The following is a 22,232-nucleotide window of genomic DNA, read 5'->3' as shown; positions in this document are numbered from 1 at the left end:
ATCGATCAAAGCGATGTTGTCTGTATGTGAATTCCGGTCCGCTTAGCGCATGCGTCGAGCCCCGATCTGCGCGGACAGCCTCGCCGACATAAAGAGGAGACAGTTTGGAACACCTTCAACGCAACCTGCGCGCGCGGCATATCCGCTTTCTCGCGCTCGGTTCGGCCATCGGCACGGGCCTTTTCTACGGCTCGGCGTCGGCCATCCAGCTGGCCGGGCCGGCCGTGATCCTCGCGTACATCATCGGCGGCGCAGCCGTCTACATGGTCATGCGCGCGCTCGGCGAGATGGCGGTGCGCCAGCCGGTTTCCGGCTCGTTCGGGCGCTATGCGCGCGACAACCTCGGCCCGCTCGCCGGCTTTCTCACCGGCTGGACGTACATCCTCGAAATGGTGATCGTCTGCCTGGCCGACGTGACCGCCTTCGGCATCTACATGGGCTTCTGGTTTCCCGAGGTCCCGCAATGGATCTGGGTGCTGGGCATCGTCATGCTCATCTGCGGCCTGAACCTCTGCAACGTCAAGGTGTTCGGCGAGATGGAATTCTGGCTCGCGCTGATCAAGATCGTGGCGATCGGCGCCATGATCGTCGGCGGCACGGTCATCCTGTTCCTCGGCGTGAAGATGAACGGCGAGCACGCGTCGGGCCTGAGCAATCTCTGGTCGCACGGCGGTTTCCTGCCGCACGGCGTAGGCGGCCTCGTGGCGTCGTTTGCCGTGGTGATGTTTGCGTATGGCGGCGTCGAGATCATCGGCATCACTGGCGGCGAGGCGCAGAACCCCGACAAGGTCATCCCCAAGGCCATCAACGCCGTGCCGGCGCGCATCCTGTTGTTCTACGTGCTGACCATGTGCGTGCTGATGGCGATCTTCCCGTGGACGGGCATCGACGGCCAGGGCAGCCCGTTCGTGCAGATCTTCTCGGGACTGGGCATCCAGTCTGCGGCGGCAATCCTGAACCTCATCGTCATTTCGGCAGCCATCTCGGCCATCAACAGCAACATCTTCGGCGCGGGCCGGATGATGTACGGCATGGCCGAGCAGGGCCAGGCGCCGCGCATCTTTGCGGCCACGTCGCGCCACGGTGTGCCCTGGGTGACGGTGCTGTTCATGGCCGGCGCGCTGCTGTGCGGCGTGGTGCTGAACTACCTGATTCCCGAGAACGTCTTCGTGATCATCGCGTCGATCGCCACGTTCGCCACCGTGTGGGTCTGGCTGATGATCCTGCTCTCGCAGGTGGCGATGCGCCGTCGCCTGTCGGCCGAAGAAGTGCGTGCGCTTAAGTTCAAGGTGCCGCTGTGGCCCGTCGGGCCGGCACTCGCCATCGCGTTCATGCTGTTCGTGATTGGCGTGCTGGGCACCATGGAAGACACGCGCGTGGCGCTGTACGTTGGCGCAGGCTGGGTGCTGCTCATGTCGGCCGCGTGGTATCTGCGCGTGAAGCCCAACGCAGCAGCCGTTCTGGCGGAAGAGGCCAGCGGGGCGTGAGCCCGGCCCGCCCCCGCAAATAAGAAGACGAGTTTCGGAGACAACCCATGTCGAACCACACTTCTGCGCCGTCGTACGCCGGCCGCGCCGGCGCGCAGGCGACCGTCCACACGCAACCGCTGTCGCGCACGCGCGCCATCGCCGCCATCACCATCGGCAACGGCCTCGAGTTCTATGACTTCGTGGTCTACAGCTTCTTCGCCACGCTGATCGGCCGGCTGTACTTTCCCGTCGGCAACGCGACCGGCCAGTTGCTGATGTCGTTCGCCACGTTTGGCGTAGGTTTCCTGATGCGTCCGCTCGGCGGTCTGCTGATCGGCATGTACGCCGATCGCGCAGGCCGCAAGCCCGCCGTGGCGCTCACGCTGTGGCTGATGGGCCTGTCGTCGCTCGTCTTTGTCGTCACGCCCACCTACGCCCAGATCGGCATCCTCGCGCCCATGCTCGTCGTGCTGGCGCGGTTGGTGCAGGGCTTTGCCATCGGCGGCGAGATGGGTGCTTCGACTGCGCTGCTGCTGGAATACGCCGACGACCGCTCGCGCGGCTTCTATACGAGCTGGCAGCCGTTCAGCCAGGGGCTGGCCGCGCTGTTCGGTGCGCTGGTCGGCCTGCTGCTGAGCAACGTGCTGGCGCCCGCAGCGCTGGAGTCGTGGGGCTGGCGCCTGGCGTTCGTCATCGGCATTCTCGTCATCCCGGTCGGCCTGATCATCCGCCGCCGTCTGGAAGAAACCGCCGCACCGCCCAGCACGCGCGAAGCCGACGCCACGCTGCCGTTGCTGCGCGAACACCGTCGTGCGCTGGTCGCCAGCATCCTGCTGATGATCGGCGTGGCGTCGTCCACGTACATCATCGTCTACTACCTCAGCAACTACGCCGTGAGCGTGCTGCACATGCCGCTGTCGCTGGGCATCTGGGCGGCGTGCATTGCGGCGCTGGTGCAGGTGGTGCTGTCGCCGTTCGCGGGGCGGCTGGCCGACCGCGTCGGGCGCCGCAAGGTCGTGCTGTGGTCGCGCGTTGCACTGCTCGCGATGATCTATCCGGCCTTCGCACTCATCAACGCAGACCCATCGCTCGCCCGGTTGCTGATCGTGGTCGGCTGCCTGTCGGTGCCGATGTCGATGACCTCGCCGGCGTCCATGGTGCTCGTGAGCGAGGTGCTGCCGCAGCGGCTGCGCGCCACGGGGCTGTCGATCGCCTACTGCGTAGCCATTGCCATCTTTGGAGGCTTTGCGCAGTTCTTCTCGACCGAGCTGATCCACCTCACGGGCAACGCCAACGCGCCGGCGTTCTACGTGATCGGCTGCGGCCTCGTCTCCCTGATCGGGCTGGCGATGGTGCCCGAGACGCTCGGCCGCCGCCTGTCGTAGCGCTCAGTCCACCCCAACGAAACCGCCGGTCTGATGCGCCCACAGCCGCGCATACAGGCCGCCGTGTTCCAGCAGTTCCGCGTGCGTGCCGCTCTCGACAATGCGCCCGCCATCGAGCACAACCAGCCGGTCCATGCGCGCGATGGTCGAGAGCCGGTGCGCGATGGCAATCACGGTCTTGCCCTGCATCAGCGTTTCCAGGCTCTCCTGGATGGCCGCTTCCACTTCCGAATCCAGCGCTGACGTGGCTTCGTCCAGGATCAGGATCGGCGCGTCCTTGAGCAGCACGCGCGCAATCGCGATGCGCTGCCGCTGACCGCCCGACAGCTTCACCCCGCGTTCACCCACCAGCGCATCAAAGCCGCGTCGCCCTTGCACATCGGATAGCTGCGGGATGAACTCGTCGGCGCGGGCCCGACGCACCGCTTGCATCAACTCGGCCTCGGTGCTGTCGGGTTTGCCGTAGCGCAGGTTGTCGCGAATGGACCGGTGCAGCAGCGACGTGTCCTGCGTGACCATGCCGATCTGCTCGCGCAGGCTCTCTTGCGTCACGGCCGCAATGTCCTGACCGTCCACCAGAATGCGGCCGCGCTCCACGTCGTACAGGCGCAGCAGCAGATTCACCAGCGTCGATTTGCCCGCACCCGACGGGCCAACCAGGCCGATCCGTTCACCCGGGCGCACCACGAGATCCAGCCCTTCGATCACGCCGCTGCCCTTGCCGTAGTGAAAGCCGACGTGCTCGAAGCGCACTTCGCCGCGCGTCACGTGCAGCGGCTTGGCATCGGGCTGGTCGATCACGGCGCGCGGCAGCGCGATGGTCTGCATGCCGTCCTGCACCTGTCCGACGTTTTCAAAGATGCCGTTGACCACCCACATGATCCAGCCCGACATGTTGTTGATGCGGATCACCAGCCCCGTGGTCAGCGCGATGGTGCCGGCACTCACCCGGCCCTCGCTCCACAGCCACAGCGCGAGCGCCGACGTGCCAACGATCAGCAGGCCGTTCATGGCCGTAATGGTGAAATCCATGCCGCTGATCATGCGGCCGGACAGCCGGGTCTTGTCCGTCTGCTCGGCCATGGCGTCTCGCGCGTAGCTTTCTTCGTGCTGCGTATGCGCGAACAGCTTGAGCGTGGTGATGTTGGTGTAGCCGTCAACGATGCGGCCCATCAGCTTGGAGCGCGACTCCGTGGCGATGACCGATCGCGCCTTCACGCGCGGCACGAAATAGCTCAGGGCCGCAATGTAGCAGCCGATCCACACCAGCAGCGGCACCACGAGCCACCAGTCGGCCCGGGCGAACAGCACCATCGCACTGATCGCGTAGATCACCACATGCCAGAGCGCATCCACGGACTGCACGGCGGAATCGCGCAGTGAAAAACCGGTCTGCATGATGCGCTGGGCAATGCGGCCCGCGAAGTCGTTCTGGAAGAACGTCAGGCTCTGCTTGAGCACGTAGCGGTGGTTTTGCCAGCGGATCAGGTTCGACAGGTTCGGGTTGATGACCTGATGCACGAGCACGTCGTGCAGCCCGAAGATGACCGGCCGCGCGATCAGCGCCACAAAGGCCATCCACAGCAGCTCGTTACGGTGGCGGCCAAAGAACGCGGGGCCGGGTGTCGCCTGGATCATGTCGACGATGCGGCCCAGGAAGTCGAACAGCGCGACTTCAATCAGCGCACCCAGCAGCCCCACGATCAGCAGGAACGCAAAGACGCCGCGCACTTCGCGCAGGAAGTAGGCGTAGAAGCGCCAGACATTGGCCGGAGGCTGTGTGTCGGGCAGGGGACGGAACGGATCGATGAGCTTTTCCAGGCGGCGCAGCAGCATGTCGGGTCAGGGGGAAGAGGAGACCGACGCCCCAGGGCGGGACGTGCGCGGAAGCGCTGCCCATGATACGCGCGTGAAAGTGCCCTTGTTGGCGGGGTGGCTTACGGCGTGCAGGGCTCGACGATCGGGGTTCAGAACGCCGTGCCTGAGGTTTTGAACTCCACCATTGAGGTTCCGAACGCCACACGTGGGGTTGTTGAACTTGGCGATTGGGGTTCAGAACGCGACGTGTGAGGTTTTGAACCCGGCGGTTGGGGTTCAGAACGCGACGCGTGAGGTTGTCGAACCCGGCGATTGGGGTTCGAAACTCGACACGTGGGATTTTGAACTGTGCTGCTGGAGTTCGGAACCCGACGTGCGAGGCTTTTCGCTCGGCCGTCGGAGCTCAGAGCTCGGTGCGTGAGGCTTTTTGCTCGGCGAGTGGAGCTGGGAGCTCGACGCGTGAGGCTTTTTGCTCGGCGAGTGGAGCTCGGAGCTCGGCGCGCGAGGCTTTTTGCTCGGCGAGTGGAGCTCAGAGCTCGACATATGATGCTTTTTGCTCGGCGAGTGGAGCTCGGAGCTCGACGCTTGAGGCTTTTTGCTCCGCCGTTGGAGTTCGGAACCCGACTTGCGAGGCTTTTCGCTCGACGTGTCGGCTTTGCATGAAAAAAGCCGCTCGGTTGAGCGGCTTTCGGGTTCCGTCGGAGCGGGGGCTCAGTGCACCACCATCCGCGTGAACGGCTCCACATAGGCCTGCAGGGTAATCATCAGCCCGACCAGGAAGGCCAGCGCCAGCGAGTGGAAGAACACGTAGCGCAGGATGTCGCCCTCGTGGCCGTACCACTTGGTGGCGGTGGACGCCACGACGATGGACTGCGCGTCGATCATCTTGCCCATCACGCCGCCCGAGCTGTTGGCTGCCGACATGAGGATCGGCGACAGGCCAAGCTGTTCGGCCGTGGTCTTCTGCAGGCCGCCGAACAGCACGTTCGATGCCGTGTCCGAGCCGGTGAGCGCCACGCCCAGCCAGCCGAGCATCGTGCCGAACAGCGGGTACAGCACGCCCGTGTGGGCAAAGGCCAGGCCCAGCGTCGCGTCCAGACCGGAGTAGCGCGTCAGGTAACCGATGCCGAACATCGCGCAGATCGTCAGCAGCGAATAGCGCGTGAGCTTGATGGTGTTCCAGTACTCCTTCGCCATGCGCGGCAGCGAGTAGCCCATCAGCAGCCCGCCGACGAGGGCCGATACCAGGATGCCCGTGCCCGCCATCGAGAGGACGTTGAAGTTGAAGACCGCGCCTTCGGCAATCACCTTGGGTACCACCGGCGGGCCCTTGAGCACCATCTTGTCGAGGCCCGGGATGGCGAACTTGAAGGCCCACAGGCCGTCGGCAAACGCCTTGAACTGCGGTACGCCCCAGATGAAGACGAACACCGTCAGGATCACCCACGGCAGCCATGCCTGCACGCGCGTGATCTTGCCGTTGGTGGCCGTGGTGGCTTCGCGGGCTTCGGCAGCGGCTTCGGGGTCGACGCGGGAGTTGTCTTCGCGGTTGCGCAGGGCGGTCGACGTCCAGATCGTCTTGGGCTTCCACACCTTCAGGAACAGCGTGAGCGTGCCCATCGACACCAGCGCCGCAATCACGTCCACCAGCCACGGGCCGTGGAAGTTCGATACCAGGAACTGCGGAATGGCAAACGACACGCCCGCCACCAGGATCGCCGGCCAGATCTGCAGCATGCCGCGGAAGCCCGCGAACGCCCAGATCAGCCAGAACGGCACCAGCACCGAGAAGAACGGCAGCTGGCGGCCGACCATGGCCGAGAGCTGCAGCAAGTCCAGCCCCGTAACGGAAGCCAGCCCGATGAGCGGTGCGCCCAGCGCGCCGTAGGCCACCGGCGCGGTATTGGCAATCAGCGCCAGGCCCGACGCGGCCAGCGGCGAAAAGCCCAGGCCGATCAGGATGGCGCCCGTGACAGCCACCGGCGTGCCGAAGCCCGCTGCGCCCTCAAAGAAGGCACCAAAGCTGAACGCCACCAGCAGCAGTTGCAGGCGGCGGTCTTCGGTAATGCCGGAAATCGAGCTCTGTAAGACCTTGAACGACCCGTTCAAGGTGGTGAGCCGATGCAGGAAGATGATGTTGAGAACGATCCAGCCGATCGGGAACAGGCCGGAGACGATGCCCAGGCCTGCGGCCTTGCCGGCCATCGCGGTCGGCATGCCGAACACGAACGAGGCGATCCCCACCCCGACAATCAGCGCCAGGCCCGCGGCCAGATGCGCCTGCATATGGAAGAACGCCAGCGAGCACAGCAGCACCGCCACCGGTATCCCGGCTGCGATGGTCGACCACACGGCGCTGCCGAGCGGGTCATAGACTTGATTCCACATCTTGATCTCCTCCTGTTTGGGCGTTTCAGTTCTTCTCGATACCGAACGTCTTCTGTCGCCCCTTTTTTAAGGGGCAACCGCGGATTGTAGGAACAAGCGTGCCCGGGTCCCGGCAATATTCTGTCACTTTCGACCTGAAAAGTATTCATCGGCGCCGGTGCGTGGTATGGCGCGGCGCAAGCAATTGCACCGGGTAAATCCGGGTTGTGGAATCATTGCGCCTGCAGCGCTGCCTACCCACCCCCGACCCACTCCAATTCGCCCTCCATCCATGGCTTTTCTGACGGCCTTCCTGCTTCGCCGCCACGGCTGCCGATTGGCGTCCGCCGTGGTCACCGTGTTTGTGGCATTGGCGACGCTGTCGCCTGCCGTGCATGGCCAGACCGCGGCAGCGCCATCGCAGGCGAACACCGAATCGACGCGGCCGCGTATCGGCCTGGTGCTGTCGGGCGGCGGGGCGCGCGGCTATGCGCATATTGGCGTGCTGAAGATGCTGGAGCGCCTGCGCATTCCCGTGGACGTGATTGCCGCCACGAGCATGGGCGCCGTGGTGGGCGGCCTGTACGCCAGCGGCATGCGTGCGGACGCGCTGGAGCAGAAGCTCTCGCAGGTGGACCTGAGCGACATCGCCTTCGATCGCAACGATCGGGCCAAGCTGCCGCAGTCGCTGCGCGAGGATGACTTCCAGTATCCGATCGGGCTGTCCGCCGGCTATGGCGACGGCAGGCTCAAGCTGCCGGCCGGGCTGGTACAGGGCAACCGCCTGTTGGCGCTGCTCAAGAACTGGACGGCGCAGTGGCCCGACAACATCGAGTTCTCGCGCCTGCCGATTCCGTTCAAGGCCATGGCGACGGATCTGGCCACGGGCGACGGGGTGATTCTCGACCACGGCTCGCTGCCGCTGGCCATGCGCGCCAGCATGGCGGTGCCGGGCCTGTTCGCCCCCATCGAGGTGGGCGGGCGCACGCTGGTGGATGGCGGCCTCGTGAGCAACCTGCCTGTGCAGCTCGCGCGCGACATGGGCGCGGACATCATCATCGCCGTCAATATCGGGTCGGACTTGCAGCGGCCGGAAGACCTGGCCTCGCCGGCAGCGGTGACGCAGCAGATGATCACCATCCTCGTCGGCCAGAACGTGCGGGCGCAAAAGGCGCTGCTGCGCGGCAAGGATGTGCTGATCGAGCCGCAGCTCTCGGAGCTTTCGTTCACCGATTTCGCCAAGGGCCCGCAGGGGGTGCTGCAGGGGGAGCGCGCGGCGCAGGGCGTCGAGGCGAAGCTGGCGGCGTTGTCGCTGTCGCCGCAGGCGTATGCCGCGTACCGCACCGCCCATGAGCCGCAGGGCACGTTGGTGGCGGGCGCGCGCATCGACGCCATCGACGTGACCACCAGCGGCCGTGTGCCGCCCGCGCGGGTGCGTCAGTTGATCAAGGTGCGCGAAGGCGACGCGTATGACGCCGAGGCGCTGAATCGCGAGCTGTCAGCGCTGGCCACCACGGGCGACTTCGAAACCGTCACGCAGCAGCTGGTGGAACAGAACGGCGTGCATACGCTGAAGATCGACGCGCACGAAAAGTCCTGGGGCAACCAGTTCTTCCTGTTCGGGCTGGGTATGTCGACCAACTTCGACGGGCGCGGCGCGTTCAACGTCAACCTCGGCCATCGGTATCCGTGGCTCACGCAGAGCGGGCTGGAGTGGCGCAACGACATCGTGCTCGGCAGCAACCGGGCGAGCATCCATACCGAGCTGCGCCAGCCGCTGTGGCAGGCGCGCGGGTTCTACGTGGCGCCGTATGCCGAGTACTCGCGCCGCCGCTCCGATCTCTACTTTGACGACGAGGCACCCACCAAGGAGGCCAAGCCGTTCAACAGCATCACCATGGAAACCGCGCGTGCCGGCGTCGACCTCGGCATTCCGCTCGGCCGCAAGGGCGAACTGCGGCTGGGCGTGAACTACATGAGCAAGAGCGCGGCGTTCAACTATCTGGCGTTGACGGAGGAAGGGGCGCTCGATCTGCCGACACTGCGCGCCAAGCAGCCGGCCTTTCGCGCCCAGCTGACCCTGGATCAACTGGATGACCCGCTGTTTCCGCGCAGCGGCTATTACTTCTACAGCAGCGTGGAAGCGGGCTTCGGTTCGCTCGACAAGAAGTTCAACACCGCGCAGGCCAAGGGCCTGTGGGCCACGAGCTATGGCCGCCACACCTTCAATGTGGCGCTGGAAGGGGCGGGCCAGTTTGGCGTCAACAGCCCGACGCGGGAGAACGGCGGCAACACGGGCAACGGCGCCAACGAAGGCTTCTTCCTGGGCGGCTTCCAGCACCTGTCGGCCTACGCGCAGGATCAGTTCAACGGTCAGTACATGCTGTACGGCCGCCTGACGTATCTGTACGACCTGCGCGTCGACGATCTGCTCGGCCTGCGCGCGCCGGTGTTCGGCGCCAGCGCGGAGGCCGGCAACGTCTGGCAGCTGCGCAACAACTTCGGCACCGGCCCTTACCTGAAGAGCGGCAGCGTATTCGTCGGCGGCAACAGCCCGATCGGGCCGCTGTACTTCGGTTTTGCGGTGGCGCCGCAGGGCGTGTGGAACGTGTACCTGCAGCTGGGTCGCGTCTTCTGAGCTGACGTTCCGAAACGGCATCAGGCGACTGCGGTCTTGCGCGCTTCGTAAGGTCTTGATCAGACTGGGAAATCAATCGGTCAGGTCGCGGCGGATGTGCGTGCTAGCCTTCCGCTTCGCTTCGTTCAAGACCTCGGGCGCGGTCGCGCCCAGCCCCCTTTCTCATGATGTTCTCCGTGTTGTTCCGTCGTTACCGTTCGTCCCGGTGGTTGTTGTGCGCGTGCGCCCTGGCTGTGTTGCAGGCGTGCGGCAAGCATGCGGATGAGGCCGCCAAGCCCGCTGGTCCGCCGGAGGTCGAGTTTGCCGTTGCACAGCGCTCCGATGCGCCGTTGGTGACCGAATTGCCGGGCCGGCTTGAGCCATATCGCACGGCGGAAGTGCGTGCGCGCGTCGACGGCATCGTCCTCAAGCGCGCCTACGAAGAAGGCCAGGTGGTCAAGGCCGGCCAGGTGCTGTTCCGCATCGACCCCGCGCCGCTCAAGGCGCAGGTGGACGCCGCGCAAGGCGCGCTCGCCCGTGCGCAGGCGCAACTCGCCATCGCCCGCGACAAGGCGGCGCGCTACAAGGGACTGGCCGCCACGCGCGCCGTGAGCGAGCTGGAATACGCCGAAGCGCAAGCCACCGAACGTCAGGCCGCCGCAGACGTGGTCTCCAGCCGTGCCGCGTTGGAAACCGCCCAGCTGCGCTTGGGCTATGCCACCGTCACGGCCCCGATTGCCGGCCGCTCGCGCCGCGCGCAGGTCACCGAAGGTGCGCTGGTCAAGGAAGACGCTGCCACGCCGCTCACCACCGTCGAGCAGATCGATCCGATCTACGTGGATTTTGCGCAGCCCGCTGCCGAAGTGCTGGCCTTGCAGCGCGCGCTCAAGAAGGGCCAGGCCGCCGCATTGAGCGGTCAGGACATCGGCGTGCAGGTCATTCTGAGCGACGGCGTGGCCTACGAGCGCCCGGGCAGGCTGCTGTTCTCCGACTTGGCGGTGGACCGTGCGACGGACAACGTCTCGATGCGCGCCGTGCTGCCCAACCCCGACGGCCTGCTGCTGCCCGGCATGTACGTGCGCGTGAAGCTTTCGCACGCCGTGCAGCAGGGCGCGGTGACGGTGCCGAAGGGCGCGTTGCAGCGCGACCGCCAGGGGGCATCCGTGTTTGTGGTGCAGGCCGACAATACGCTGGCCGTGCGTCCCGTGGCTGCGCAAACGTTGGCCGGTGACCAATGGCTGGTGACGAGCGGCCTGTCCGGCGGAGAGCGCCTCGCCATTCCGGGCATGCAGACGCTGGAAGCAGGCATGGCCGTCAAGCCGGTGCCCGTTGCACCGAGCGCCGACACGAAGCCGAAGAAGGGCTGACCATGGCGCGCTTCTTTATCGACCGCCCGGTCTTTGCCTGGGTGATTGCGCTGGCCATCATCCTGGCCGGGGTTCTTGCGCTGCCCAAGCTGCCCGTGGCGCAGTACCCGAACATTGCACCGCCCAACGTCAGTATCTCGGCCAACTATCCGGGCGCGTCGGCGCGCACCGTGGAGAGTGCCGTCACCGCCATCATCGAGCGCGAGATGAACGGTGCGCCTGGGCTGCTGTACATGTCGTCGTCGTCCGATGCGGCGGGCAATGTGTCGATCAACCTGTCGTTCACGCAGGGCACGAGCCCCGATCTTGCCGCGGTGGAGGTGCAGAACCGGCTGAAGATCGTCGAGGAACGCCTGCCCGAGGTCGTGCGCCGCAATGGCATCCGCATCGAGAAGGCGGCCGAGAACTACATGATGTATCTGTCGCTGACGGCCGAGCGTGGCCGCTTTGACGGCATCGACCTGGGCGACCTTGCTTCGTCGGATCTGATTCCGCAGTTGCGCCGCGTGCCAGGCGTGGGCACCGCGCAGTTGTTCGATGCGGAATACGCCATGCGCATCTGGCCCGATGCCGACAAGTTGACCGCATTGGGCCTGACCGCCGGCGACCTGAGCGACGCCGTGCGCCGCTACAACGCGCGCATCACCGTGGGCGAGATCGGCAGCGGCGCCGTGCCGGGCAGCGCGCCCATCAACGCGAGCGTCACCGGTGACGATGGGCTGACCACGCCGGACGCATTCGGCCAGATCCCGCTGCGTGCGGACGCGCAGGGCCGCATGGTGCTGCTGCGCGATGTGGCGCGCGTGGAGCTGGGCGGCAGCGACTACCTCTACCTCTCGCGCATGAACGGCAAGCCGGCTACGACCATCGGCATCAAGCTTGCCCCTGGCGCCAACGCCGTGGGAGTGGCCAAGCGCGTGCGTGCGGTGCTGGACGAAGCGCAGGCGCATTTCCCGCCCGGTGTGCGCTACGAGGTGGCGTACGACAGCTCACGCTTTGTCGGCATCGCCATCGAGCAGGTGGTCAAGACGCTGCTCGAAGCCGTGGTGCTGGTGTTCCTGGTGATGATGCTGTTCATGCAGAACCTGCGCGCGACGCTCATCCCGACGCTGGTGGTGCCGATCGCGCTGCTGGGCACGTTTGCGGTGATGCTGCCGATGGGTTTTTCCATCAACGTGCTGACGCTGTTCGGCCTGGTGCTGGCCATCGGCATCCTTGTCGACGATGCCATCGTGGTGGTGGAAAACGTCGAACGCGTGATGCACGAAGAGGGGCTTTCGCCGCGCGAGGCAACGGCCAAGGCGATGCGGCAGATCAGCGGGGCCATCGTCGGCATTTCGCTGGTGCTGACGGCGGTGTTCGTGCCGATGGCGTTCTTTGGTGGCGCGGTGGGCAATATCTACCGGCAGTTTTCGCTGTCGCTGGCGGTGTCGATGGTGTTCTCGGCATTCCTGGCATTGACACTGACGCCGGCGCTTTGCGCAACGCTGCTCAAGCCGGTGCAGACCGGCCACGGTGCCGAGCGCAAGGGCTTCTTTGGCGCATTCAACCGGGGCTTCGCGCGGTTGACGGCACGCTACCAAGGCGGTGTTGCCAAGCTGCTGAACCGCACGGGCCGCGCGCTGATTGCGTACGGCGCCGTCATCGGCGTGGTGGTGCTGCTGTTCACGCAACTGCCAACGGCCTTCCTGCCGGAAGAGGACACCGGCGAGTTCATGACCGTCGTCATGCTGCCGACCGGCGCCACGCAGGCGCAGACGCTCGAGGTCGTGCAGCAGGCCGAGCAGCACTTCATGACGCAGGAGCCGGCGGTGGCGTCGACGCTGGCCATCACCGGCTTCAGCCTGTACGGCAACGGGCAGAACGCGGCCATGCTGTTCCTGACGCTCAAGGACTGGAAGCAACGCAAGGGCGCTGACCAGCACGTCGATGCCGTGGTGGAGCGTGCCAACGCGGCGTTCGGCAAGATCAAGGGCGCCATGGTCATGGCGATGAACTCGCCCGCGCTGCCGGAACTGGGCAGCAAGCCCGGCTTCGACCTGCGTCTGCAGGATCGCGGCGGCGCCGGCTACGAGCGCCTCGCGCAGGCACGCGACCGCGTGCTCGCCGAAGCCGCGAAGCATCCGGCGCTGTCGGAAGTCACGTTTGCGGGCCAGGGCGATGCCCCGCAGGTGCTGATCGATGTGGACCGCAAGAAGGCGCTGTCGATGGGCGTGTCGATTGAGGACATCAACCGCACGCTGGCCGTGATGTTCGGCTCCGACTATGCGGGCGATTTCGTCTACCGCAACCAGGTGCGCCGCGTGATCGTGCAGGCAGACGGCAAGCAGCGCGTCTCGGTCGAGCAGCTCGGCCGCATGCATGTGCGCAACGCAGCCGGCGCCATGGTGCCGCTCTCAGCCTTCACCACGACGAAGTGGATCGTCGGGCCGCTGAAGCTGGATCGCTACAACGGTTTTCCGGCCATGACGATCACCGGCTCGCCCGCGCCGGGTCACAGCTCAGGCGAGGCGATGGCGGCGATGGAGTCGATTGCGCGCGGTCTGCCCGAAGGCTTCGGCTACGAGTGGACAGGGCAGTCGTTCGAGGAACGGCTGTCGGGCGCGCAGGCGCCGGCGCTGTTTGCGTTGTCGATCCTCGTCGTGTTTCTGTGCCTCGCAGCGCTGTACGAGAGCTGGTCGATTCCGCTGGCGGTCATGCTGGTGGTGCCGCTCGGCGTGCTGGGCGCGCTGCTGGGTGCAACGCTGCGCTTCCTGCCCAACGACATCTACTTCAAGGTCGGGCTCATTGCCACCATTGGCCTGTCGGCCAAGAACGCGATCCTGATCATCGAAGTGGCCAAGGACATGGTGGCGCAAGGCATGGGCCTGATCGAAGCCACGCTGGAGGCCGCGCGGCTGCGCTTCCGGCCGATCGTGATGACGTCGCTGGCATTTGCCTTTGGCGTCGTGCCGCTGGCGATTGCGACCGGCGCTGCATCGGCCAGCCAGCGCGCCATCGGCACGGGTGTGCTGGGCGGGATCATCGCGGCGACGGTGCTGGCAGTGTTCCTGGTGCCGGTGTTCTTTGTGGTGGTGCGGCGCGTGTTCAAGGGCAGCGAGCGGCAGCGCCGGCTGGACGCAGCGCACGAGCACGAGACTGCAGGGCCGGCCGCCTGATCGGCCTCGTCATCAATCTGCGGCGGCTGGGCCCTTGCGCCTGGCCGCTGCCGGGTCGAAACCGAAAAAGCCGAGGACCTCGGCGGCGACCTGATCGCGGTCGTTGTCTACGCAGATCATGTGGTAGCTGTTTTCCAGCACCACGCTGCGCGCATGCGGCAGCGTGGCCTGCAGTGTTTGGGCCGAGCGCAGGCTGGTGAGTTCGTCTTCGCGGGAATGGATCACCAGCGTCTGGCACTGCGTCTCGGGCGCGCCGGACAGCGCCCAGCGTCGCAGCCGGTCCACCTGCCGAATGCACGCGAGCGGCACCCACGGATAGTGGAAGCTGTCGCCGCGGGCGAGCTTCGCCTTGATGATCCGCCGCAACAGCGGGTTCTTGATGCCGAACGGCTCGTCTTCTTCCACGCGCATGCGCGCCGCCATGCCCGGGATGCGATAGACCACGTAGCGCAGATCCCGATACCACGGCGTCGACCAGCCATCGATATGGATCGGCGTGGCGAGCAGCGCCAGCCTGTCCTGTGGGCGCGCAATGCCATGCCGAACCCGGTGCGCCAGCACCAGCGCGAGCAATGCGCCCATGCACATCCCAGCGATATGCACGGTGTCGTGCTCGGCGGCGAGCTGCTCATACGTTTGCGTGAGCGTTTCAAGCCACGCCTCGGCGGGCATGTGGATCAGGTCTTCGGGGCGCGTGCCGTGGCCAGGCAAGGTTGGCACGTGCGTGACCGCGCCGGCGTTGCGCAGCGCTTTCTGCAGCACGCCCACGTCGTAGGCCGTGCCGCCCAGACCATGGATCAGCAGCACAGCCGTGCTGCCGGACGCCCATGCCGTCACAGTGCGGTCTCGATCGACCAAGTACCAGTGACGAGCGCCATGTTGCCCACGGCGTCCATCAGCGGGCCACCGGTATCCACCACGGTGTGCAGCGTGCCGTCGCGTGCTGTGATGCGCAGCGTCTGGCGGCGCGCGGGCATGGCGGCTCCGTCGTCCAGCGAGGTCTCCCCGAGCCAACGTGCACGCAGCGCGTCGCGATCATCCGGATGCACCAGTTGCAGTACGGTCGAGATCGACGCCATGCTCGCCGCGTCATGCCCGAAGACGAGGACCACGTCGCCGCCCCAGTCGATGCGGCCGCTGGCCGGGTCGATGGTGTAGACGAGCTGCCCCGATGTTGCCAACGCCAGTTCCACGCGGTTCTGCCATTGCGCGCTCTGCTCGTGCAGTTGTTCGCGCGTGGTTTTGAGCGCACTCACCAGCAGCACCAGCAGCGCGGCAATGCCCAGGTACAGCTGCGCTTCCAGCAGCGACTGGCCATAGTGGTGATCGAGCACGGCGAACGGGCCGTCGCCCTCGGCGGTTTGCGTCAGCGCCACGAGGGTGAGCAGCAGCACGGCCATGGAGCCGCCGCGGCCGCCCCACAGCAGGGCCACCACCACGGCAAAGAACAGCGGGACGTAGGTCAGCGCAAAGCCGATGCCGTCGCCAAACTTGGCATCGCTGTTGCCATCGAAGATGACGTACGCCGACAGCGCCAGCGCAATCGCGGCCGCCAGGCCCAGCAGGAAATCCGTGCGGTCTGTGCCGCCCGAGCGGAATGCGCGAAAGCGCGACCACGCCGCCAACACCGGCGTGACGATCAGCACGCCCAGGAAATCCGACGCCGCCCAGATGCGCAGCACGTGGCCGAACGCGCCGCCCTGCGACCACGCAAACCATGCCGCCCCGAACAGGGCCCCGAGCAGCGCGCTGACCGCGCCCGCCACCAGCATCGCGCGCACGAAGTACAAGCCTTCGAGCGGTACGCGCGCGAGCCTCACCAGCGCCACGGCCAGGGCCGCGCTCCCAGCTTCGTCGAGCACGAACAACATGGCGTGCGCGGGGTTGGTGCGTTCAATCGCGGCCAGCGCCAGCTGCGCCACGGCAAACGCAGCGCCCAGCCCCGGCCATTCGCGGTACGGCCGCAGCATGAACGCCGCCATGGTCACGCCTGCCGGCAGCCAGATGTATCCCGTCATGTCGACCGGGCCATTCAGCCGGTGCGACACGATGGCGGCAACCAGGTAAAGCGCGCCCCAGAGAATCGTGGCGACGGTGGTGGAAGGTCGGTTCAATGGCATCCGGGTTTCCCTCGGTGAAAACAAAAAACCGCGCCGGCTTGGGTGCCGTGCGCGGTTGGTGATGCTACCGCAACCGGTTTCGGGCGGGCTTAGACGACAGGCAGCGCCAGGACTTCCCGCGCGGCGCGGCGGTCGCGCAACTCGGCCATCCAGCGCTCGAGGTTGGGGCGCGCCGGGCGGTCCATCGGCAGGCCGAGCCAGCGGTGTGTGGCGCAGCCGCAGACGATGTCGGCCATGGTGAAGCGGCGGCCGGCCACGTAGGGCTGCTTGGCCAGCACGGCTTCGAGGACGGCGGTGCTGCGCTCCGCGGCCTGGCGCGAGCGTTCGATGCGCGCGGCGTCGCGCTGGTCTTCCGGCGTGCGCACGAGCTGCATGAAGGCATCCACCATCGACGGGCTGTACGACGTGGTCTGCCAGTCCATCCACCGGTCGGCATCGGCGCGCTCGTGAAGCTCGAGCGGGTAGAGGTTGCCCGGGCCGTAGCGTGCCGAGAGATAGCGCACGATGGCGTTGGACTCCCACAGCACGAAGCGCGTATCGCCGGCATCGTTCAGGCCGTCTTCGATGACGGGGATCATCCCGTTCGGGTTCATCGCCTTGAATTCCGGCGTGTCGACGCCGCCGAAGGCGCCGCCGACGTCGATGCGCTCATGGTCCAGCGACAGCTCGCGCGCGCACCAGACCACTTTCTGAACGTTGACCGAAGAGAGTCTTCCCCAGATCCGCAGCATCGACGACGGCTCCTTTCTCGAATGGATGAATGGACAGTTAGGTAATTTAGGCGGCCTTGGGCGTGAGCGCAGCGATTTCTGCGCGGATCAGCTCGCCCAGCACGGCAATGCCTTGCTCGATGCGCTCCGGCGCCACCGTCACGAACGCCAGGCGCAGGGTATTGCGGCGCGGCGCATTGGCATAGAAGGGTGCGCCCGGCACGAACGCCACATTGCGCGCGACGGCCTTTTCCAGCAGCGACATCGTGTCGATGCCTTCCGGCACTTCCACCCAGATGAACATGCCGCCTTCCGGGCGGTTCCAGTGCACGCCGGCCGGCATATGGCGCGTGAGCGAGTCGAGCATCGCTTCGCATTGCTTGCCGTAGAGGTTCCGGATGCTGGGGATGTGCGTGTCGAGCAGCCCGGTCTTCAGCACCTCGTACGCCACGCGCTGCGTGAAGCTCGGCGTGTGCAAGTCCGATGCCTGCTTGGCCTGCACGAGTTTGAAGTGGATATGTTCGGGCGCGATGATGTAGCCCAGGCGCATGCCCGGTGCCAGGATCTTCGAGAACGAGCCCATGTAGACCACGCCGTCCGGATTCAGCGAGCGCAGCGAGGGCAGGGCGTCGCCGGTGTAGCTGAGTTCGCCGTACGGATCGTCTTCAACGAGGAGCACGCCGAGTTCCTTCGCGCGGGCCACCAGGGCCTGGCGGCGGTCCAGCGGCAGGCGGCGGCCGGTCGGGTTCTGGAAGTTCGGGATCGTGTAGAAGAAGCGTGCGCCGGCAGCCAGTTCGGGCGTCAACGCGTCGGGCATCAGGCCCTTATCGTCGGTAGCGATGGACGTATAGCTCGGCTCGAACAGCGAGAACGCCTGCAGCGCGCCGAGGTACGTCGGCGTTTCGACCAGCACCTTGCTTTGCGGGTCGATGAAGATCTTGCCGAGCAGGTCCAGGCCCTGCTGCGAGCCCGTGGTGATCAGCACACGCGAGGCGGTTGTGCCATGACGCTGGGCGATCCACTCGCGCAGCACCGACAGGCCTTCGGTCGGGGTGTACTGCAGCGAGGCCTGCGGGTTGTCGGCAAACATGCGGGCGCACGCCGCCTGAATCGCTTCGACCGGGAAGGTGACCGGGGCGGGCAGGCCGCCGGCAAACGAAATGACCTCAGGACGTTCGGTGATCTTGAGGATTTCCCGGATCGCCGAGCTGGTGAGTTTCTGAGCGCGGCTGGAGAAGGTACAGGCGGTGTGGTCCATGGTGTGGTCCTAGTGTTGCGGCGCCCACCTCGTGAGCGGGCGCCGTGGGTGGGCAAGACGGTGAGAATAGCAGGCAACCGGCCCGTCTAACACTGGCCGGCTGCCGGTAACACAGCAGGAAAAAGCGTCGCTCAGGCGACTTCGGCAATCAGTTCGATCTCGACGCACGCGCCGAACGGAATCTGGGCGACGCCGAAGGCGCTGCGGGCGTGCTTGCCGGCGTCGCCGAATACCTCGACGAACAGTTCCGATGCGCCGTTGGTCACCAGGTGCTGCTCGGTGAACTCCTGGGTGGAGTTGACCAGGCTCATCACCTTGACGATGCGCTTGACGCGGCCAAGGTCACCGCCCAGGTGCGTGTTCAACGTGGCGATCAGGTCGATGGCGATGGCGCGTGCAGCCGCCTTGCCTTGCTCGGTGGTCATGTCGGCGCCCAGCTTGCCCACCCACGGCTTGCCGTCTTTCTTGGCGATGTGGCCGGACAGGAAGACCTGGTTGCCGGTTTGCGCGGCCATGACGTAGGCGGCAGCGGGTGCGCCGGCGGCGGGCAGTTCGATGCCGAGTTGCTTGAGCTTGGCCTGAGCGTCGTGCGAGGCGGTCATGAAGACTCCTTGGTAAGTGCGGTCAACAAAAAAGGGAAGACGTTGCTATCGGCGGACCGAGGTGCGCCGGCCGATGCCGACCACGGCAATCACCGCCAGTGCAAACAGCACGGTCGGCGCATCGAGCGATTCGCCTAGCAGCAGCCAGCCGCCGATCAACGTCATGAAAGGTTGCAGCAATTGTATCTGGCCGACCCGCGCAACACCGCCCGCTGCCAGGCCGGAATACCAGAACAGGAAGCCGATGAACATGGAAAAGGCCGATACATAGGCCAGCCCCATCCAGGCCCGGGACGACGCATGGGCCAGTGCCTCGGCCTGATGTGTGGACGGCAGCCATGCCAGCGCGCCTACGAGCGGCAGCAGCACGGGCAGGGAGACGACCAGCGCCCAGGCAATCGTCTGCATGCCGCCCAGATCGCGCGCGAGCCTGCCGCCGGTGGCATAGCCGAGGGCGCCCGTCACCATGGCGGCGAAGAGGAGCCAATCGGCGCGGTGGAGGGCGCCCGCACCCTGCAGCAGTGCAAATGAAACAACGAGCACGCTGCCAATGACCGCGCACAGCCAGAACCCGGCGGACGGCCGCTCGCGCCCGAACCACGCGGCAAAGATGGCGGTCGCAAGCGGCAGCAGGCCCGTGATGATGGCGCCATGGGCGGCCGGCACATCGCGCATCGCCAGCGATGAGAACAGCGGGAAGCCGACCACCACGCCCATCGCCGTCACCGCCAATTGCCACCATTGATTGCCCCGCGGGCGCTTGCCGCCCGAGAACGCGCCCGTGGCTGCCAGCAGCACGAGCGCCAGAACGCTTGCCAGCACCGCGCGCGCCAGCGCTACGAAGGTGGCATCCAGTTCGGCGACGGCCATGCGCGTGAACGGTAGCGTCTGGCTGAAGATGGCCACGCCGATAAAGCCCAGCAGCAGGCCGCGGCGTTCAGCGTGGTCAATGTGTGGTGCGGGCAGGGTGACGGACTTGTTCATGGCGGCCGCTCAATCGGCAAACGCCACGGCGACGCGTCGGTTCTGGCGGCTTTTCTTTTCGATCTTGGTGACGACTACGCGGCCGATTTCACCGGTGGCCCGCACATGGGTGCCGCCGCACGGTTGGCGGTCGATGCCGTCAATGTGGATGATGCGGATGGCCGAGGCGCCCGCCGGCGGCGCCGCGCCGATGGTGCGCACGAGTTCGGGCTGCGCGACCAGTTCTTCCGGCGTGATCAGGTCGATGCGCACCGGCGTGTTGCGGCCGATGAGTTCGTTCAGCTGCGTGGTCAGCGTGTCGCGGTCGAGCGTCGATTCCGGCAGGTCGAAGTCGACGCGGCCGGCGTCCGGGGAGATACCGCAACCCGTGACCGGCACCGGAATCAGCGAACCCAGCAGGTGCAGGCACGTATGCAGCCGCATCAGGCGGTGCCGGCGCTCCCAGTCGATGGTGGCCGTGACCGGCGTGCCGGGCGTGAGCGGGGAGAGGTCTGCGCTGTCGGCAGGCACATGCAGAACGGTCTGGCGATCGGCGCTGTAGACGGTGTCGGCAACCGTAATGGTGTGCCCATCGGCCAGGACCAGCGTGCCGGTGTCGCCTGCCTGGCCGCCGCTGCGGGCGTAGAACACCGTGGCGTCCAGTTCGATGCCCTCCGGGTGCACGGCGACGACGGTGGCGTCGCAGGTGGCACGGTAGGCGTCTTCATCAAAGCGTTTCAACGTTGGCATCGGGGGCGTCTCCGGGTTCGCTGGGGGCGGAATTCTGACCTTGATCCTACCGAACTGCGTCTGTACAGTACCTGTACACTTTGTCGTGGCGCTTTCTGTACAGTTTTCGGCTCGCTTTCGCCTACCTCGTCATGAATTCCACCTCCCACATCATCAGCCTGGATGCCCGCCGCGCGGCCGCCCGCCCGGCGGCGGAGCAGTTGCCCGACCCGATTCCGTCGGCGCAGATGACGCTGGTGGATCAGCTCACCGAATGGGCGCGCATGCGCATCGACGAGCGCGTCTTCCGCGCCGGCATGCGGATGCCGTCGATCCGGCAACTGGCGCAGGAGAAGAGCATTTCGCGCTTCACCGTGGTGGAGGCGTACGAGCGGCTGGTGGCGCAGGGGTATCTGGAATCGCGCCGCGGATCGGGCTTCTACGTCAAGGAGCGCCAGGCGCCATTGCCCGAAGAGCCAGTCGCGCCGCCGCCCACCGCCGCCCGCAAGATCGACGTGACGTGGCTGCTGCGGAACATGTTCCATTCCGCCGAGCCACGCAAGGCGCCGGGCATCGGCTTTCTGCCCAACGGCTGGCTTGACGGCGAACTGATCGCCAACGCGCTACGCACGCTCGGCCGGCAGAACGGCAACCAGTTTCTGGCGTGGGGATCGCCGCAGGGCTTCTTGCCGCTGCGCCAGCAGTTGCAGACGCGGTTGGCGGAGCTGGAGATCGGCGCGCGGCCGGACCAGATCGTCATGACGTCGGGCATCACCTCGTCGCTCGACCTGATCGCGCGCCAGTACGTGCAACCCGGCGATACGGTGCTGGTGGGCGACCCGGCGTGGTTCCTGATGTTCGGTCGCTTTGCCGCGCAAGGGGCGCAGGTGATCGGCGTGCCGTACACCGCCGAGGGGCCCGACCTGGTGGCGCTGGAGGGGCTGGTGCAGGTGCGCCGGCCCAAGCTGCTGATCATCAACTCGATCCTGCATAACCCGACCGGCACGTCGCTGTCGGCGGCCAAGGCGTTTCAGTTGCTGCGGCTGGCCGAGCAGTACGGTTTCCTGATCGTCGAAGACGATATCTACGGCGACCTCGCCCCGCCCGGACACCCCGGCACGCGGCTGGCCAGCCTCGACCAGCTGCGCCGTGTGATCTACCTGAGCAGCTTTTCCAAGACGCTCGCGGCCAACCTGCGCGTGGGGTTCATTGCCTGCCACCCCGAGCTGGCCAAGAACCTCGTCGACGGCAAGCTGCTGACGGGCCTCGTCACGCCCGAGATCAACGAGCGCGTGCTCTACAAGATCCTGACCGAAGGCCATTACCGCAAGCATGTCGAACGCATACGCGCCCGTCTGGACCGCGCCCGCGACGGCGTGCAGCGCAGCCTGGAGCGCATGGGCCTGAAGCTGTTTGCGCAGCAGGGCGCGGGCATGTTTCTCTGGGCCGATACCGGTCAGGACACCAACGCCATTGCCCGCGCCGGGCACGAACAAGGCTATGTGTTTGCGCCGGGGAGCCTGTTTTCCCCGTCGCAGATGCCGTCGACATGGATGCGCTTCAACATTGCCACCAGCGCCGATCCGGAGTTGCTGCGGTTTCTGGCCGAGCAGCTCGATCGCGGGGCTTGAAAAACGGCCGCCACGCCTTATCTAGCCTCACAAATTCA

General features: G+C 66.3%; 15 protein-coding genes. 6 read left to right on the top strand and 9 right to left on the bottom strand.

The annotated features are described in order from the left end of the window. Positions 1–104: 104 nt before the first annotated feature. Together ABIC76_RS20360 and ABIC76_RS20355 are read left to right on the top strand one after the other, a co-directional pair. Positions 105–1,487 (top strand): L-histidine transporter HutT, encoded by a 1,383-nt coding sequence (locus ABIC76_RS20360; protein ID WP_147214160.1) that lies wholly within the window; start codon positions 105–107, stop codon positions 1,485–1,487. Positions 1,488–1,534: 47 nt separating this feature from the next. Then, positions 1,535–2,854 (top strand): MFS transporter, encoded by a 1,320-nt coding sequence (locus ABIC76_RS20355; RefSeq protein ID WP_354535036.1) that lies wholly within the window; start codon positions 1,535–1,537, stop codon positions 2,852–2,854. Positions 2,855–2,857: 3 nt separating this feature from the next. On the opposite strand, the gene ABIC76_RS20350 is transcribed toward ABIC76_RS20355, so the two are convergent. Together ABIC76_RS20350 and ABIC76_RS20345 are read right to left on the bottom strand one after the other, a co-directional pair. Continuing rightward, the gene (locus ABIC76_RS20350; protein ID WP_354535035.1) at positions 2,858–4,690 is read right to left on the bottom strand and encodes an ABC transporter ATP-binding protein; all 1,833 of its coding nucleotides are present in this window, start codon (positions 4,688–4,690) and stop codon (positions 2,858–2,860) included. A gap of 693 nt (positions 4,691–5,383) precedes the next feature. Then, on the bottom strand, positions 5,384–7,060 hold the full coding sequence (locus ABIC76_RS20345) for an L-lactate permease (protein ID WP_354535034.1): 1,677 nt from the start codon (positions 7,058–7,060) through the stop codon (positions 5,384–5,386). Between the two features lie 271 nt (positions 7,061–7,331). On the opposite strand from ABIC76_RS20345, the gene ABIC76_RS20340 reads away from it, so the two are divergent. The 3 genes from ABIC76_RS20340 (at position 7,332) to ABIC76_RS20330 (ending at position 14,181) form a co-directional block, all read left to right on the top strand. Then, positions 7,332–9,677, top strand: a complete 2,346-nt coding sequence (locus ABIC76_RS20340) for a patatin-like phospholipase family protein (protein WP_354535033.1) — start codon at positions 7,332–7,334, stop codon at positions 9,675–9,677. Positions 9,678–9,841: 164 nt separating this feature from the next. Further along, positions 9,842–11,023 (top strand): efflux RND transporter periplasmic adaptor subunit, encoded by a 1,182-nt coding sequence (locus tag ABIC76_RS20335; protein WP_502947875.1) that lies wholly within the window; start codon positions 9,842–9,844, stop codon positions 11,021–11,023. Between the two features lie 2 nt (positions 11,024–11,025). Next, positions 11,026–14,181 (top strand): multidrug efflux RND transporter permease subunit, encoded by a 3,156-nt coding sequence (locus tag ABIC76_RS20330; protein WP_354535032.1) that lies wholly within the window; start codon positions 11,026–11,028, stop codon positions 14,179–14,181. Between the two features lie 12 nt (positions 14,182–14,193). Here ABIC76_RS20330 and ABIC76_RS20325 read toward each other — a convergent pair whose 3' ends face one another. The 7 genes from ABIC76_RS20325 to ABIC76_RS20295 form a co-directional block, all read right to left on the bottom strand. Beyond that, positions 14,194–15,018 (bottom strand): alpha/beta hydrolase, encoded by an 825-nt coding sequence (locus ABIC76_RS20325; RefSeq protein ID WP_354535031.1) that lies wholly within the window; start codon positions 15,016–15,018, stop codon positions 14,194–14,196. Continuing rightward, positions 15,015–16,301 carry an MASE1 domain-containing protein gene (locus ABIC76_RS20320; RefSeq protein ID WP_354535030.1) on the bottom strand — a complete coding sequence of 429 codons (1,287 nt, stop codon included), beginning with the start codon at positions 16,299–16,301 and terminating at the stop codon, positions 15,015–15,017. Before ABIC76_RS20320 ends, ABIC76_RS20325 begins: the two co-directional genes overlap by 4 nt. A gap of 89 nt (positions 16,302–16,390) precedes the next feature. Beyond that, entirely contained in the window at positions 16,391–17,032 is a 642-nt protein-coding gene (locus ABIC76_RS20315) for a glutathione S-transferase family protein (RefSeq protein WP_027677818.1), read from the bottom strand. A 46-nt stretch (positions 17,033–17,078) separates the two neighbouring features. Further along, positions 17,079–18,269: an aminotransferase-like domain-containing protein gene (locus tag ABIC76_RS20310; protein WP_354535029.1), complete on the bottom strand. Its 1,191-nt coding sequence runs from the start codon at positions 18,267–18,269 to the stop codon at positions 17,079–17,081. Positions 18,270–18,400: 131 nt separating this feature from the next. After that, entirely contained in the window at positions 18,401–18,871 is a 471-nt protein-coding gene (locus tag ABIC76_RS20305) for a RidA family protein (RefSeq protein ID WP_354535028.1), read from the bottom strand. Between the two features lie 45 nt (positions 18,872–18,916). Then, the gene (locus ABIC76_RS20300) at positions 18,917–19,855 is read right to left on the bottom strand and encodes a DMT family transporter (RefSeq protein WP_354535027.1); all 939 of its coding nucleotides are present in this window, start codon (positions 19,853–19,855) and stop codon (positions 18,917–18,919) included. Between the two features lie 9 nt (positions 19,856–19,864). Then, positions 19,865–20,584 (bottom strand): alanyl-tRNA editing protein, encoded by a 720-nt coding sequence (locus tag ABIC76_RS20295; protein ID WP_354535026.1) that lies wholly within the window; start codon positions 20,582–20,584, stop codon positions 19,865–19,867. 131 nt (positions 20,585–20,715) lie between these two features. On the opposite strand from ABIC76_RS20295, the gene ABIC76_RS20290 reads away from it, so the two are divergent. After that, the gene (locus ABIC76_RS20290) at positions 20,716–22,194 is read left to right on the top strand and encodes an aminotransferase-like domain-containing protein (RefSeq protein WP_027677814.1); all 1,479 of its coding nucleotides are present in this window, start codon (positions 20,716–20,718) and stop codon (positions 22,192–22,194) included. Positions 22,195–22,232: the final 38 nt, after the last annotated feature.

The sequence above is a fragment of the Ralstonia sp. 1138 genome (assembly GCF_040544795.1).
Classification (GTDB): Bacteria; Pseudomonadota; Gammaproteobacteria; order Burkholderiales; family Burkholderiaceae; genus Ralstonia; species Ralstonia flatus.
The sequence above is the reverse complement of the archived record's forward strand: the minus strand, read 5'-3'. Positions and strand labels throughout refer to the sequence as shown.

What these genes read in the sequence shown, in the direction of transcription:
- ABIC76_RS20355 (WP_354535036.1), top strand. Translation starts at nt 1,535, where the DNA reads ATGTCGAACCACACTTCTGCGCCGTCGTACGCCGGCCGCGCCGGCGCG.
- ABIC76_RS20350 (WP_354535035.1), bottom strand. Translation starts at nt 4,690, where the DNA reads ATGCTGCTGCGCCGCCTGGAAAAGCTCATCGATCCGTTCCGTCCCCTG.
- ABIC76_RS20345 (WP_354535034.1), bottom strand. Translation starts at nt 7,060, where the DNA reads ATGTGGAATCAAGTCTATGACCCGCTCGGCAGCGCCGTGTGGTCGACC.
- ABIC76_RS20340 (WP_354535033.1), top strand. Translation starts at nt 7,332, where the DNA reads ATGGCTTTTCTGACGGCCTTCCTGCTTCGCCGCCACGGCTGCCGATTG.
- ABIC76_RS20335 (WP_502947875.1), top strand. Translation starts at nt 9,842, where the DNA reads ATGATGTTCTCCGTGTTGTTCCGTCGTTACCGTTCGTCCCGGTGGTTG.
- ABIC76_RS20330 (WP_354535032.1), top strand. Translation starts at nt 11,026, where the DNA reads ATGGCGCGCTTCTTTATCGACCGCCCGGTCTTTGCCTGGGTGATTGCG.
- ABIC76_RS20320 (WP_354535030.1), bottom strand. Translation starts at nt 16,301, where the DNA reads ATGCCATTGAACCGACCTTCCACCACCGTCGCCACGATTCTCTGGGGC.
- ABIC76_RS20315 (WP_027677818.1), bottom strand. Translation starts at nt 17,032, where the DNA reads ATGCTGCGGATCTGGGGAAGACTCTCTTCGGTCAACGTTCAGAAAGTG.
- ABIC76_RS20310 (WP_354535029.1), bottom strand. Translation starts at nt 18,269, where the DNA reads ATGGACCACACCGCCTGTACCTTCTCCAGCCGCGCTCAGAAACTCACC.
- ABIC76_RS20305 (WP_354535028.1), bottom strand. Translation starts at nt 18,871, where the DNA reads ATGACCGCCTCGCACGACGCTCAGGCCAAGCTCAAGCAACTCGGCATC.
- ABIC76_RS20300 (WP_354535027.1), bottom strand. Translation starts at nt 19,855, where the DNA reads ATGAACAAGTCCGTCACCCTGCCCGCACCACACATTGACCACGCTGAA.
- ABIC76_RS20295 (WP_354535026.1), bottom strand. Translation starts at nt 20,584, where the DNA reads ATGCCAACGTTGAAACGCTTTGATGAAGACGCCTACCGTGCCACCTGC.
- ABIC76_RS20290 (WP_027677814.1), top strand. Translation starts at nt 20,716, where the DNA reads ATGAATTCCACCTCCCACATCATCAGCCTGGATGCCCGCCGCGCGGCC.